12 protein-coding genes are annotated in these 14,073 nt (G+C 73.7%); 4 read left to right on the top strand and 8 right to left on the bottom strand.

Annotated features, from left to right (window positions below; genetic code table 11):
• Positions 1–124 precede the first annotated feature (124 nt).
• Together E4P39_RS06400 and E4P39_RS06395 are read left to right on the top strand one after the other, a co-directional pair.
• On the top strand, positions 125–1,546 hold the full coding sequence (locus tag E4P39_RS06400; RefSeq protein WP_245159672.1) for a lysine 2,3-aminomutase: 1,422 nt from the start codon (positions 125–127) through the stop codon (positions 1,544–1,546).
• Between the two features lie 66 nt (positions 1,547–1,612).
• Positions 1,613–2,497 (top strand): alpha/beta hydrolase, encoded by an 885-nt coding sequence (locus tag E4P39_RS06395; RefSeq protein ID WP_245159671.1) that lies wholly within the window; start codon positions 1,613–1,615, stop codon positions 2,495–2,497.
• Positions 2,498–2,500: 3 nt separating this feature from the next.
• Here E4P39_RS06395 and E4P39_RS06390 read toward each other — a convergent pair whose 3' ends face one another.
• Positions 2,501–3,364, bottom strand: coding sequence for a lysophospholipid acyltransferase family protein (locus E4P39_RS06390; RefSeq protein WP_135135546.1), 864 nt, complete (start codon positions 3,362–3,364; stop codon positions 2,501–2,503).
• A gap of 10 nt (positions 3,365–3,374) precedes the next feature.
• A complete protein-coding gene (locus tag E4P39_RS06385) occupies positions 3,375–4,550 on the bottom strand; it encodes a glutamate--cysteine ligase (RefSeq protein WP_135135545.1) in 1,176 nt (391 codons plus the stop codon).
• Between the two features lie 273 nt (positions 4,551–4,823).
• Here E4P39_RS06385 and E4P39_RS06380 point away from each other — a divergent pair, with 273 nt between their 5' ends.
• A complete protein-coding gene (locus E4P39_RS06380; RefSeq protein ID WP_135135544.1) occupies positions 4,824–5,669 on the top strand; it encodes a hypothetical protein in 846 nt (281 codons plus the stop codon).
• 108 nt (positions 5,670–5,777) lie between these two features.
• Here the strand turns inward: E4P39_RS06380 and arr are convergent, their stop codons facing one another.
• The 4 genes from arr to E4P39_RS06360 form a co-directional block, all read right to left on the bottom strand.
• A complete protein-coding gene (arr, locus tag E4P39_RS06375) occupies positions 5,778–6,263 on the bottom strand; it encodes an NAD(+)--rifampin ADP-ribosyltransferase (protein WP_135135543.1) in 486 nt (161 codons plus the stop codon).
• 156 nt (positions 6,264–6,419) lie between these two features.
• Positions 6,420–7,556 carry an Rv2578c family radical SAM protein gene (locus E4P39_RS06370; RefSeq protein ID WP_135135542.1) on the bottom strand — a complete coding sequence of 379 codons (1,137 nt, stop codon included), beginning with the start codon at positions 7,554–7,556 and terminating at the stop codon, positions 6,420–6,422.
• A 49-nt stretch (positions 7,557–7,605) separates the two neighbouring features.
• Positions 7,606–8,088: a winged helix-turn-helix transcriptional regulator gene (locus E4P39_RS06365; protein WP_135135541.1), complete on the bottom strand. Its 483-nt coding sequence runs from the start codon at positions 8,086–8,088 to the stop codon at positions 7,606–7,608.
• Positions 8,063–9,211 carry a Xaa-Pro peptidase family protein gene (locus tag E4P39_RS06360; protein ID WP_245159669.1) on the bottom strand — a complete coding sequence of 383 codons (1,149 nt, stop codon included), beginning with the start codon at positions 9,209–9,211 and terminating at the stop codon, positions 8,063–8,065. The genes E4P39_RS06365 and E4P39_RS06360 overlap by 26 nt, the downstream gene beginning before the upstream one ends.
• Positions 9,212–9,287: 76 nt before the next feature.
• Between E4P39_RS06360 and E4P39_RS06355 the strand changes: the two genes are divergently transcribed.
• A complete protein-coding gene (locus tag E4P39_RS06355; RefSeq protein WP_135135655.1) occupies positions 9,288–10,205 on the top strand; it encodes a 5'-3' exonuclease in 918 nt (305 codons plus the stop codon).
• On the opposite strand, the gene E4P39_RS06350 is transcribed toward E4P39_RS06355, so the two are convergent.
• Positions 10,206–10,991, bottom strand: a complete 786-nt coding sequence (locus E4P39_RS06350; protein ID WP_135135540.1) for a DUF4333 domain-containing protein — start codon at positions 10,989–10,991, stop codon at positions 10,206–10,208. It lies immediately after the preceding gene.
• Positions 10,992–11,088: 97 nt separating this feature from the next.
• Positions 11,089–13,929, bottom strand: coding sequence for a DEAD/DEAH box helicase (locus E4P39_RS06345; protein ID WP_135135539.1), 2,841 nt, complete (start codon positions 13,927–13,929; stop codon positions 11,089–11,091).
• Between the last annotated feature and the right edge of the window lie 144 nt (positions 13,930–14,073).

Genomic DNA, 14,073 nt, shown 5'->3' with positions numbered 1-14,073 from the left:
TGTCTCTCCCGTCTCATCCGTCCGACGCAGAAGAACCTAGTGCCTCATAGGGTCTAGGCCGAAAATTCTCCCGTACGCTCACCCGTGTTGCGGAACCACGTCGATGCGCCGAGGAGGGGACAGCGTGCTCGAACAGCCCTACGAGTATTCGGCGCACGAACTCGTCGAGCCCGACTGGACGCGGCTGCCCGGCTTCGCGGAGGTGACCGCCGAGCAGTGGCGCAGCGCCCAGTGGCAGCGCGCCCACTGCGTGAAGAACCTCCGTCAGCTCCGGGGCGTGTACGGCGACCTCCTCGACGAATCGTTCTACGCCGACCTCGAGGCCGATCAGGCCGGCCCCGCCACCATGTCGCTGCTCCTGCCCCCGCAGATGCTCAACACGATGGTTCCCGGGCACGTGCCCACGACGGCGGCCATGCTGGCGGACCCGGTCCGGCGGTACATGCTGCCCGTCGCCTCCGACCGGCTCGACGGCGCCGCGGCGAGTCACCCGTACGCCGCCCGTGACTCGCTGCACGAGCACGAGATGTGGGCGGTCGAGGGCCTGACCCACCGCTACCCCACCAAGGTGCTGGCCGAGCTGCTCTCGACCTGTCCGCAGTACTGCGGCCACTGCACCCGCATGGACCTGGTGGGCAACTCGACGCCCGCCGTCCCCAAGCTGAGGTTCGAGCTCAAACCGGTCGACCGGCAGACCGCGATGCTCGAGTACCTGCGCGCCACCCCTGGCGTCCGCGACGTCGTCGTCTCGGGCGGGGACGTGGCCAACCTGCCGTTCAGGAACCTCGAGGCGTTCGTCGCCGGGCTGCTGGAGATCGAGTCGGTCCGCGACATCCGGCTCGCGTCGAAGGCGCTCATGGGTCTCCCCCAGCACTGGCTGCAGGACGACGTCGTCGAGGGCATGACCCGGCTGGCGACGACGGCGCGGGCCCGCGGCGTCTCCCTCGCCGTCCACACGCACGTGAACGCCGCCCAGTCGGTGACGCCGCTGGTCGCCGAGGCCGCCCAGGCGATGCTGGCGGCCGGCGTCCGCGACGTCCGCAACCAGGGCGTGCTGCTGCGCGGCGTGAACGACTCCGCGACCCGGCTGCTCGACCTGTGCTTCGCCCTGCTCGACGGCGCCGGCATCACGCCCTACTACTTCTACATGTGCGACATGATCCCCAGCGCCGAGCACTGGCGGGTCTCCCTCGCCCTGGCGCAGACGCTGCAGCACGACATCATGGGGTACCTGCCCGGCTTCGCGACGCCGCGGATCGTCTGTGACGTGCCCTACGTCGGCAAGCGCTGGGTGCACCAGGTCGCGGAGTACGACCGCGAGCGCGGCATCAGCTACTGGACGAAGAACTACCGCACCGGCATCGAGCGCTCCGACGAGGCGGCGCTGGACCGGCGGTACACCTACTACGACCCGATCGCGACGCTGCCCGACAGCGGGCGGCAGTGGTGGGCCGAGCGGCAGCGCCGGGCGGGTGGGTGGATCGCAGCCGCCGAGGTGCGGGCCGCCCGCTCCCGGGCCGCCTCGGTCGCCGACCAGCTGAACTGACCGTCGTCGGGCATGCCAGCCGTCGTGGTCGAATGACGGCCGGCGATGCGGACGACGGGGAGAAGCGTGGCGAGCTGGCAGATGCGCGCGGTGGCGCTGGTCCTGCGCGCGACCCGTCGGCGTACGTGGACGACCGCGGAGCACGCCCGGCGGAAGATCGACGCCCCGAAGCGGGAGACACCGCCCCCCCGCGGCCTGATCCGCCGCCACGACGTCTCCGTGCGCACGGTCGTGGGCTTCCCCTGCTGGACGGTGCGGCCGCGGACGGAGCCCGTTGCCGCCGCCGTCTACCTGCACGGCGGGGCGTACATCGCCGGCATCGCGCCGCAGCACTGGGCGCTGATCGGGCGGCTGGCGGACGCCGGGGTGCGGGTCGAGGTGCCGCTGTACGGGCTGGCCCCGCAGCACACGTACCGGGAGGCCTATCCGTTCGTCGCCGCCGTCTGGCAGGAGCTGGCGCGGGAGCCGCCTCCGGGCGGGCTCGTCCTGGCCGGTGACTCGGCCGGCGGCGGCCTGGCGCTGGGGCTGGCCCAGGAGCTGGTCGCCGAGGGCGGGACCGTGCCCGATCGGCTCGTGCTGCTGTCGCCCTGGCTGGACCTGACGCTCGGCCATCCACAGCTCCCGGAGTACGAGCGCCGCGACCCGTGGCTGGCCCGCCCCGGCCTGGTGGAGGCCGGCCGGGCCTGGGCGGGTGGGGACGATCCCCGGACCGCGCGGCTCAGCCCCGGCAACGGGCCGATGGAGGGCCTCCCGCCGACCTCGGTGCTCGTCGGCACCCGCGAGATCGGTTACCCGGACGCGGTGGACTTCGCCAAGGCGGCGTCCGCCGACGGTGTGCGGGTCGACCTGACCGCTGTCGAGGGCGCGGTGCACGTCTATCCGCTGGTGCCGGCGCCCGAGGGCGCCGCGGGTACGCGGGCCGTCGTCCGGGCGGTCGCCGGGCCGGCCTGACGATCAGCGCCTGCGCGCCGCGACCGCCTTCAGCCGGGCGACGAGCGTGCGCTTCGCGGCCTTCGGCTCGCGGCCGGCGGCGCGCAGCTTGTCCTTCACCGCGGCCTCCTCCGGGGTCGGGGCGGTGCCACCGAGATGCACCGGCAGCCACCAGCGGTCGTCGGGGCCGGCGGGGACGTCGGGGTAGCTGCGCTGGGCCTCGTCCAGCAGCGCCTCCATCGCGGCCCTGGTGCGCCGGAGCAGCGGCTGCACCTTCTCCCCCGGCTCCGCCACGATCGGCTCGCCGAGGATCACGGTGACCGGCACGCCGCGGCGGAACACGACCTTGTGTCCCTTGGTGGCGATCCGCTGTCCGCCCCACACCGCGGCGGGGATGATCGGCACCCCTGACTCGACGGCCATGCGGGCCACGCCGGCCTTGATGTCCTTGACGGTGAAGCTCGTGCTGATGGTGGCCTCGGGGAAGATCCCGACCACCTCGCCGTCCTTGAGCGCGCGGACGGCGGACTCGAACGCCGCGGTGCCGGCCTTCCGGTCGACCGGGATGTGCTTCATCGCGCGCATGGCCGGGCCGGCCAGCCAGTGGTCGAAGACGGCCGCCTTGGCCATGAACCGGACCAGCCGGTGCTGCGGCAGCGCGCCCAGGCCGAGGAACGTGAAGTCGAAGAAGCTGACGTGGTTGCTGCTGATGATGGCCCCGCCCGTGGGGGGCACGTGCTCAGCGCCGCGGACGTCGAAGCGGAAGGCGAACAGCCGGTAGACGACCAGGCAGAGCCGGATGATGAACCGGTACGGCCGGTCCCGCGGGTCCGGCGAGGCGCCGAACAGGTCGCGGCGGACGACTTCGCCCCAGCTCGCCGTGTACATGAGCCGGACCCTAACCGGTGGCCCGGGAGGCCGCCGGGGTCTCCCCCGCCGTGAGGGCGACCGCCGCGCGCACCACGGCGGCCAGGTCGCCGGTCTCCCGGTGCACCCGGCGCTGGAGCTCGGACCCGGTGCCCCGGCCGACCAGGGTGGCCAGTCCCTCGGCCACGCGCTGCGCGTCGCCCGCATCGGCGAGCGCCGGCCGGACGTGGTCGAGCAGCGCGGCCAGGACGCTCCGCGCCGGGGCGGGCCGTCCGGTGAGCGGGTGGATCAGGTCGCCGGTGAGCCCGGAGCGCGCGGCCCGCCAGCCGGCGAGGCGGAGGACCTCCGTGCTCATCCCGGGCGGCGGTGTTCCCGCCTCGGCGTCGCGGGCGGCGGTCTCCACGAGCGCGCGGACCAGGCCGGCGAGGGTGACGGCGTCCTCGACGTGCAGGACGACGTCGGCGGTGCGCACCTCGACGGTGGGCCACTTCTCCGAGAGCCGGGCGTCGAAATAGACCATTCCGGTGTCGAGGACCGTGTCGGTGGCGAGGACGTCGTCGACGAGCCGGTGGTAGGCGGCCGCGTCCGCGACCACGTCGATGGGCCCGGCGGAGGGCCACCGACGCCAGGCCTGCGAGCGGTAACTGGCGTAGCCGGTGTCCGCGCCCTGCCAGAAGGGCGAGTTGGCGGTCATCGCGGTCAGGACGGGGAGCCAGCCCCTGATCCGGTTGAGGACGGCGACGCCCTCCTCGTCGTCGGCGACGGAGACGTGCACATGGCAGCCGCAGATGAGCATCTCGCGGGCCGTGGCGCCGAAGACGTCGAGCATGCGGGCGTACCGCTCGCCCTCCGTCGGGACGGGTTCCACGGGCAGCGGCGAGGTGGCGAGGGCGGCGACGCGGGCCCCGACGGCCCGGGCCGCGGAGTCGGCGCGGCGCCGCCAGTGGCGCAGCTCGGCGTCGACCTCGGCGAGGGAGCGGCAGACGTCGGTGCCGAGCTCGAGCTGCTGCGCCTTGAGTTCCGGCACGAGGTGGGCGGCGGTGGACTCGTTCGCCGGTTCGTCCTCCCGCTCGGCACGGTCGTGCTGCTCGACGTTCTCGCCCTCCCCACGCCGGGCGGCGACCTCCAGGGCGTCGGGCCCGAGCGGGACCGGCCGGCCCGAGGGGTCGACGACCAGCAGCTCTTCCTCGACACCTACGGTCCGCACCCGCCCATCGTTCCCAGAGGACGGCGTGGACGCAGGACGGATCCCCCGGATCACCCCGGACGAGGGATCCTGAATGGTTCTGCCGTTATCCCCAACAGCCCTCCGGCCTTCTTCTACGGGACCTCCGGTCCCGCTCCCCCTGGTCACCTCCCGACGCCGGCCTCGCATCCCGCGATTGGCGCTGCGGCGCCCGGAGGGCGCCGGTCCCCTGGTTCGGCAGGTGACCACAAGTCGAGGGCGCGAATTTGTTAGGGATAACGGTAGTATTCCGTTATGCGAGGTGGGTGGCAGCAGCCGCTGCCCGAGATGCCCTCCCCTCCCGCGGCGCGCGCCTGGCGCCGGCTGGATGCGCCGGAGGGGTACGCACCGCAGTGGCGGCGGCTCGCCGAGGCCGCCCTCGAGCTGGGGCTCGGTCCGGAATCGCTCGCCGAGACGGGCCTGGACCCGCTCGCGGCGGCCCGCGGCTGGAAACCGGCGACCGTGGCGCTGTACACGAAGGTCGCCCGCTACGGCGGGATCGCCCTGCCGTCGGTTCGCACGCCGGAACCCGATCCGCCGGAGCTCGATCTCCGGGAGCTGACCCGGGTGCGCACCGACGATCCGGAGCATCTGCGGGCCGTGGCCTGGTGCGCGATCGCGCTGGGGTGGCCGGCGCCGGTGGCGCAGTTCCGCTCGCTGCGCCGCGATCAGGTCCACGCCACCGCGCGGCGGCTGCTGATCTCCACCGACGACGGCGTATGGGCGGTGCCCGGGGCGCTGACGGCCTGGCATGCCTGGGAGGCGGTCCGGGCGCGCTTCCCGGCGCTGGCCGACAGCCCCTGGGTGCTGCCGGCGCTCCGCCGGGGGCCGGGACTGGACTCGCGGATCGGCGGGCGGCTGTCGAACCAGGCGCTGCAGGTGACCTTCACCAAGCACGCCGTCCGCACCGCGCAGCACCTGCGGGCGACGGGAACGCCGTCCCGCCGGGAGCAGGTCGAAGAGCTGGCCCTGGCCTACCGGGACCTCTCCTACGACTCCTACCGCCGGCTCGCGCTCGCCGCCGGCGCTCCGCCGGTCTCGTCCCGGGGGGTGGTGCGGGCGGCCCGGGCCGTGCACCGTTCGTCACGGCTGGTGCGCTGAGAAGCTCCCCGGACGGTGACGGTGTGAGGGGGCCGGCCGGCGCGCCGCAGAGCTGTTTGCCGTGGCGGCACAGCAGAGCCGTGTCATCCGCGGCAGCGAGGACCTTTCCTAGTCCTCGATGACGTCCAGTCCCTGCTCCCGCAGCAGCGCCAGGTGGTCCAGCATCCCCTTCAGCACCTCCGGGTCGTGACCCTCCCAGCCGTCCACCTCGCCGACGACGCGCAGCGGAGAGCGGGTGCGGTAGGACTGCGTGGGGTTGCCGGGGAATCTCTTGTCGGTCACGTTCGGGTCGTCCTCGAAGGGGCCCAGGGGCTCCACGACATAGATGCGTCCCCGTTCGCCGCTCCCGGCCAGCGCCGTCGCCAGCTCCGCTCCCCAGACGGCCGTGTCCACGAGCGCGGTGAAGTAGATGTGGTTCGACACCCGGCCGTCCTGGAAGTTGGAGCCGTAGCCCGGAACCAGCTCGTCGCCGGCCTCGAGCGGGGCCTTCGTCCCGTGGAAGAAGGGCCCTTCGATGTGCTCGCAGCGTTCGTAGGTCACGGGGACGTGGGTGCTGCCGTTCTCGCCCGTCGCCGCCTTCTCCTCAGGCGTCACGGTGGGCCGCCTCGCGCCGGCGTCACCCGGACCATGCGCCGCGGGACGGCCGGGGCTCGTCCATCCTCACCACACGAGCCATGATGCCGGAGCAGTGCCGCGTGCCGGTGGACGCGCATCGGGCGATGGCCCGCATCTCACCGTCGCCGTCAGGGGTCAGAGCAGGGACAGCTGCTCCCAGGGGTCGACAGGCGCCGCGCCGCGGACCGACACCTGTTCTGCCCTGGGTCGCACGCCGGCCATGCCGCCGATCGGCAGGCTGCCGGCGGGGAAGCCGACCTCCTCGTCGCCGGGCACGCCCGTGGCGATCGCGTCCGTCGCTCCTCGGGCGGAGCCACCGGACTGCCGGTCAAGGCCGTGCGTGCGGAGCAGCGGCGCGACCCGCTGCTGCAGCCAGGTGCGGTACTCGGCCGGCACGTAGGCCCGCCGGGCGTAGAGCTGCTCGTAGCGCGGCACCAGCTCGGGATGGGCATCGCGCAGCCACGCCATGAACCACTCGCGGGCTCCGGGACGCAGGTGGAGCGGGATGACCGTCACGCCAGTGGCGCCGGCCGCGGCGATCGCTCCGAGAGCGGCGTCCAGGTGCGCCGTCGCATCGGTCAGTCCGGGGAGCACGGGTGCGAGGAACACGCCGCACGGGAGCCCGGCGTCCGTGATCGCCCGGACGAGGTCCAACCGGGCCCGGGGCGTCGGAACACCCGGCTCGAGGGCGGAATGCAGGGCGTCGTCCCAGATCGCCATCGAGACCCCCAGGCCGACCGGAACCTGCCGTGCCGCCTCGACGAGCAGCGGGATGTCGCGGCGCAGCAGCGTGCCCTTGGTGAGGATCGAGAACGGTGTGCCGGAGTCGGCCAGCGCCCGGATCACACCGGGCATCAGCTTGTAGCGGCCCTCGGCCCGCTGGTACGGGTCGGTGTTCGTGCCCAGGGCGACGTGCTCGCGCTTCCACGAGGGCCGGGCCAGTTCCCTCTGGAGCACGTCGACCAGGTTCGTCTTGACGACGATCTGCGAGTCGAAGTCGCGACCTGAATCGAACTCGAGCCATTCATGAGTGCGGCGAGCGAAGCAGTACACACACGAATGACTGCAGCCTCGATATGGGTTGATGGTCCACGGAAAAGGCATCGCCGATTCGCCGGGCACGTGGTTCAGCGCACTTCGGGACCGCACCTCGTGGAAGGTCAGTCCGGGGAACTCGGGCACCTGGATGCTGCGGAGCAGTCCGCGGATGCTCGGCATCCCGGGCAGCGCCGACGGATCCTCCAGATCCAGACGTTGCGCCTCCCATCGCATGCGGCAATCCGAACACATGTTCGACGCGGTGTCCACTGCCGCCGACGGATCAGATCGGGGGTCGGTCCTCGTAGAAGGTCGAGAGGACGACCGTCGTCCGGGTGGTGACGTTGGCGGCCGCCCGGATCTCCTGCAGCAGGTGCTCCAGGGCGTCGGGCGAGGCGACCCGCACCTTGAGGATGTAGCTCTCGATCCCCGCGACCGAGTGGCAGGCCTCGATCGCGCTCAGGTGGGCCAGGCGTTTGGGCGCGTCGTCGGGCTGGGCGACGTCGATCGGCGTGATCGAGACGAATGCCGTCAACGGCAGCCCGAGCACCTTCGCGTCCAGCGTCGCCCGGTACCCGGTGATCAGGCCGCGCTGCTCCAGCCGCCGCACCCGCTGGTGGACGGCCGACACCGACAGCCCGACCCGCTCGGCCAGGTCGGTGTAGCTGGCGCGGCCGTCCCGGGACAGCGCGGCCAGCAGCGCGCGGTCGACGTCGGCGGAGGCCCCGCCGGCGCCCGGCTCAGCCGGCGAGCTCGGCGAGTTCACGGGGACCGTCGTTGAGCGTGCGGACGCCGTCCTCGGTGCAGACGACGATGTCCTCGATGCGGGCGCCGCAGCGACCGGCCAGGTAGATCCCCGGCTCGACCGAGAAGGCGATGCCCGGCACCAGCGGCAGGTCGTTGCCCGCGACGATGTAGGGCGCCTCGTGGGTGTCCAGGCCGATGCCGTGCCCGGTGCGGTGGATGAAGTGCTCACCCCAGCCGGCGTCGTCGATGACGGTCCTCGCCGCGGCGTCGATCTCCTGCGCCGTCACGCCGGGGCGGACCGCCGCGGTCGCGGCCTCCTGCGCGGCCCGGAGGACGGCGTACCACTCGGCCACCTCGGCGTCGGCGGCGCCGCCGACGACGTAGGTGCGGGTGCAGTCCGAGCGGTAACCGGTCGCGGTCTCGCCGCCGATGTCGACGACGACGAGGTCACCGGCTCCGATCGTGCGCCCCGACAGCTCGTGGTGCGGGCTGGCCCCGTTCGGCCCCGAACCCACGATCGTGAAGTCCACGCCGACGTGCCCTTCCGCGAGGATCGCCGCGGCGATGTCGGCACCGACCTCGGCCTCGGTGCGGCCGACCCGCAGCCACTCCCCCATCCGGGCGTGCACCCGGTCGATGGCGGCCCCGGCAGCGGCGAGCTCCTCGATCTCCGCCGCCGACTTGACCATCCGCAGCCGGTCGAGCACGGGGCTGGCGAGCTCCAGCGCCGAGCCCGGCAGCGCCCGCTGCACCCCCAGTGCGTGCTCCGCCCACGTGCGGGCACCGACGCCGACCCGCACGGGGGCGGTCCCGAGGCGCGCGGTCGCGGCGCCGGCGAGCAGCGCGAAGGGATCGTCGGTCTCGTCCCACGCCAGCACCTCGAGGCCCAGCCCGCCGGCCGGACCGGCGTCCACCATCGGTGCCTCCAGGCGGGGCACCACCAGGAACGGCTCGCCGGACCGCGGCACGGCCAGGGCCGTCAGCCGCTCCATCGCATGCGCGTTGTAGCCCGAGAGGTAGCGCAGATCGGAGCCCGGCGTCAGCACGAGCAGGTCCACCCCGGCGTCGTCCGCGAGGTCCCGCGCGGCGTGCACCCGGTCGATCGTCACGAGCGCGTCGGTCGAGGAGGTCGCGGTCACCACATGCGCAGAGTAGCCACGGGGACCGCCGATCTCCGAGACCGGAACCCGACCGCTACCGTCCGCGGACGTGGTCACCATGCTGCTGGACGCCGCCTCGCTCTACTTCCGGGCCTTCTACGGCGTACCGACGAGCGTCACGACGCCGGACGGGCGGCCGATCAACGCCGTCCGCGGCTTCCTCGACATGACGGCGCGGCTGCTGACCACGCACGGACCCGACCGGCTGGTCGCCTGCTGGGACGACGACTGGCGGCCGGCCTTCCGCGTGGACGCGCTGCCCTCGTACAAGGCGCACCGGGTCGCCCCCGAGGGGGGTGAGGAGGTGCCTGACGAGCTGAGCCCGCAGGTGCCGATCCTCGTCGACGTGCTGGCCGCCGCGGGCATCGATCGCGTCGGCGCCCCCGGCTACGAGGCCGACGACATCATCGGCACGCTGGCCACCCGGGCGTCGGGGCCGGTCGACATCGTCACCGGCGACCGGGACCTCTTCCAGCTGGTCGACGACGCCCGCGGCATCCGGGTGCTCTACACCGCCCGCGGGATCGGCGACATCGAGCTCGTCGACGAGGCCGCCGTCACCGCCAAGTACGGCATCCCGGGCCGGGCGTACGCCGACTTCGCCGTGCTGCGCGGTGATCCGAGCGATGGCCTGCCCGGTGTCTCGGGGGTCGGCGCCAAGACGGCGGCGGCGCTGATCAACTCCTTCGGCGACCTGGCCGGGATCCGGACGGCGGTGGCGCGGACCGTCGTCCCCAGCCCACCGCTGACCGCGGCCGTGCTGAAGAAGATGCACGCCGCCGGCGACTACCTCGACGCCGCACCCGTGGTCGTGGCCGTTGCCTGCGGGATCGATCTGCCGCCGATCGAGGGCGCCCTCCCCCGGACCCCGGCGGATCCCGCCGCGCTCGCCGGCCTGGCTGCGGCGCACGGCCTGGAGTCCTCGCTCAGCCGGCTGGGTGCTGCCCTGGGCTGGGCGTCCGACGCCCTCGGCTGATCAGGGCTCGGTCCACGAGTACTCGGCGAAGTTCTCGTCGGTGATCGTGATTTGCAGGGTCACCTCCTCGTTGGCGGAGGTCACCCCCGTGCACCGGTAGGTCGCACCGGTCTCGACCCGCATCTGGTCGCGGCAGGTCAGCTCGATGGACACGTCGTACTCCTCCTCGAACTGCGCGGCGACGTCGCGTTCGACGGCTGCCCGGTCCAGCACCGTCGGGCCCAGGAGATCGGCGAGCACGACCGCGAGGACGAGCAGCAGCGCCAGGGTGACCAGGCCCAGGACGAGCCGGAGTCTCGACTTCTTCGCCTGGGTCGCACCGGACCAGGGCGCGTACTGCCCGGGCGGTCCGTACTGCTGCGGCGGATACGGCTGGGGCGGCGGGCCGTAGCCGGGCTGTCCCAAGCCGGGCTGCCCGTAGCCGGGCTGGCCGTACGGGGGCTGGGAGCCGTACGGGGGCGGTCCGTAGCCGGGCTGGCCTGATCCCGGCTGGCCGTAGCCGGGCTGGCCGTAGCCGGGCTGGCCGTAGCCGGGCTGGCCGTACTGCCCGGAGCCCGGCTGCCAGGGTTGCTGCTGGGTCGGCGAGCGGTACTGCGGTGGCGGACCGTAGCCCGGCGGCGGGCCCGCCGCGGTGGACCCGTGCGGCTGCTGGGGGCCGGGCTCATCAGGGGACGCCGGCGGCCGCACGTAGGGCTGCACCGGCTGGGTGAGCATCTGGTCGGGATCGGTCTGCGACGGGTCGGTACCGGCATCCCGCTCGTCGCCGTCCTGCGGCGGGTTGGTCATCGTTGCTCCCCGGTCCGGCCCCTGCCCACGACCTCGGGCCGCGTGCGGGAGAATTGTGCCTCACCCGGGCCGGCCGCCGCGCTCGGCGAATCGCTGGTCAGCCGCTCACCGCCACGGCGACCACACCTCGGCGCACCCGGCCGACAGCGGCGCGCGCGACGTTCGCCACCGGGTCCTCCGCCACCTTGGCGAGCTGATCCAGGAGGTCGATCAGCTGCCGCGTCCACCGGACGAAGTCGCCCCCGGTGAGCTCGGTACCGGCCTGCTCCGCGCCGGCCAGCACCCGGTCCAGGGCCTGCCCGTCGGCCCAGCGGTAGGCGGCCCAGGCGAACCCGAGGTCCAGGTCGCGGGTGATGCGGACGCCGTGATCGCCCTCGACCTCCTGGAGCCGGGCGCGGATCCGCCGCATCTCGGCGATGCCGGCGGCGACCTTCCCGGCCGGTACGGCGGGCAGCGCGGGGCTCTCCCGCCGGGCCTCGAACACCACCGTGGAGACGACGGCCGCCAGCTCGGGCGGCGTCAGTCCCCGCCACACCCCCGCCCGGAGGCACTCCGCGACCAGGAGGTCGGCCTCCGACCAGATGCGAGCCAGCCGCCGGCCGTCGTCGGTGACCACGGGGACGTCGTCCGCGGCGCCCATCACCCCGGTGTCGGCGGGGACGAGCGGCGCCGCCTCCGGCACCAGATAGCCCAGCTCCTCGAGGACGTCGCAGGTGGCGTCGAACTGCCTGGTCAGGGACCCGGTGCGCTCGGTCATCTTCCGCTGGAGCGCGGCGGCCTCCCGCACCGACCGGAGCCACCGGTCGGCCCCCCGGACGCGCTCCTCCCGGTCGGGCAGGGCGTGCACGGGGTGGGCCCGCAGCGCGCGCCGCAGGTCCTCGAGCACCGGATCGTCCGCGGCCGCGGAACGGTGCTTGATCCGGCGGGCACCGAGCTCGTTCTCCACGCGGGCGTTGCGCAGCGTCGACGCGAGGTCCCGGCGCGCGTGGGGGCTGCGGTGGTTGAAGTTCTTGGGCACCCGCATGCGGGCGAGCGAGCTGACCGGGCTCGGGAAGTCGACCGAGCTCAGCCGGCCGGCCCACTTGTCCTCGGTGAGCACCAGCGGCCGCGGCTCGGCGAGGTCGGTGATGCCGGGGTCCAGCACGACGGCGAGCCCCTGGCGCCTGCCCGCGGGCACGCGGATCACGTCCCCCGGGCGGAGCGCGGCCAGCGCCTCGGCCGCCTCGATCCGGCGCTTGGCCTGCGAGTCGCGGGACAGCTCCTTCTCCCGCTCCGCGATCTGCTGCCGCAGCTGGGCGTACTCGCCGACGTCCCCCCGGTCGGAGTGCATCTCGGCGGCCGCCCGCTCGGCCTCGTGCTCGTGCCCGGCGGCGGCCCGGGCGAGTCCGACGACGGACCGGTCGGTCTGGAACTGGGCGAACGACGAGGCGAGCAGCTCCCGCGCGCGGGCGCGGCCGAAGGAGCTCACCAGGTTGACCGCCATGTTGTAACTCGGCCGGAACGAGGAGCGCAGCGGGAAGGTGCGGGTGCTGGCCAGCCCCGCGACGGCGGCGGGGTCGACGCCGGGCGCCCACACGACGACGGCGTGGCCCTCCACGTCGATCCCACGGCGCCCGGCCCGGCCGGTGAGCTGGGTGTACTCCCCCGGCGTCACGTCGACGTGCGCCTCGCCGTTCCACTTCACCAGCCGCTCGAGGACGACGCTGCGGGCCGGCATGTTGATGCCCAGCGCCAGCGTCTCGGTGGCGAACACGGCCTTCACCAGGCCGCGCACGAAGCACTCCTCGACGGTCTCCTTGAACGCCGGCACCAGCCCCGCGTGGTGCGCGGCGAGGCCGGCCAGCAGGCCCTCCCGCCACTCCCAGAAGCCGAGGACGTGCAGGTCCTCCTCCGGCAGCGAGCCGGTGCGCCGGTCGATGATCTCGGCGATCTGCGCCCGCTCGTCCTCCCCGGTGAGCCGCAACCCCGCGAGCAGGCACTGGTGGACGGCGGCGTCGCAGCCGTTGCGGCTGAAGACGAAGGTGATCGCGGGGAGCAGACCGGCGCGGTCCAGCCGCTCGACGATGTCGGAGCGGGCCGGCGGGCGGTACCGCGGCCGGTGGTTGGCGTCCCGGCCGCGCGGTCCCCCGCCACCCCAGCTGTCGATCCGCCGCTCGTACTCGCGGACGTGCCGGACCAGCTCGGGGTCGACGACGGACGCGCCGCGCTCGCGGGTGGACCGTCCCCGCGGGGTGTCCTCCAGGTCGCCGGCATGGGCGGCGGGCCGCAGCGCGAACATGTCGAAGACGCGGTTGCCGACCAGCATGTGCTGCCACAGCGGCACCGGCCGCACCTCGCTGACCACGACCTTCGTGTGGCCGCGCACGGTGACCAGCCACTCGCCGAACTCCTCGGCGTTGCTGACCGTCGCCGAGAGCGAGACCAGGGTGACCGACTGCGGGAGGTGGATGATCACCTCCTCCCAGACCGCGCCGCGGAACCGGTCGGCCAGGTAGTGCACCTCGTCCATGACGACGTAGCCGAGGCCGTCGATCGCCGGCGACTCGGCGTAGAGCATGTTGCGCAGCACCTCGGTGGTCATCACGACCACGGGCGCGTTCCCGTTGATGGCGTTGTCGCCGGTGAGCAGGCCGACCTTGTCCGGGCCGTACCGCTCGACGAGGTCGGCGAACTTCTGGTTGGACAGCGCCTTGATCGGCGTCGTGTAGAACGCCTTGCGCCCCTCGGACAGGGCCTTGTGGACGGCGAACTCGCCGACCACCGTCTTCCCCGCGCCGGTCGGGGCGCAGACCAGGACGCCGGAGCCCTCGTCGAGCGCCTCGCAGGCCTCGACCTGGAACGGGTCCAGGGTGAAACCGAGCTCGGCGGCGAAGCCGGACAGCGTGGGATGGGCGGTCCGGCGCCGGGCGGCGGCGTACCGCTCAGCAGGGCTGGCCATGCCTCCACGTTAGGCGCGGGCACCCCGAACGGCGCGGCTGACCCACCGCAGCGTCCGACGGCCCCACCCTGATGATCGCGAGAGCCGCCCTGCTACCGCCGGAGCCACCGTGCTCGGCGGTTCCCGCGGTTGTGCGGCGGCTCC

This window comes from Blastococcus sp. CT_GayMR19 (assembly GCF_004570385.1).
Classification (GTDB): Bacteria; Actinomycetota; Actinomycetes; order Mycobacteriales; family Geodermatophilaceae; genus Blastococcus_B.
The sequence above is the reverse complement of the archived record's forward strand: the minus strand, read 5'-3'. Positions and strand labels throughout refer to the sequence as shown.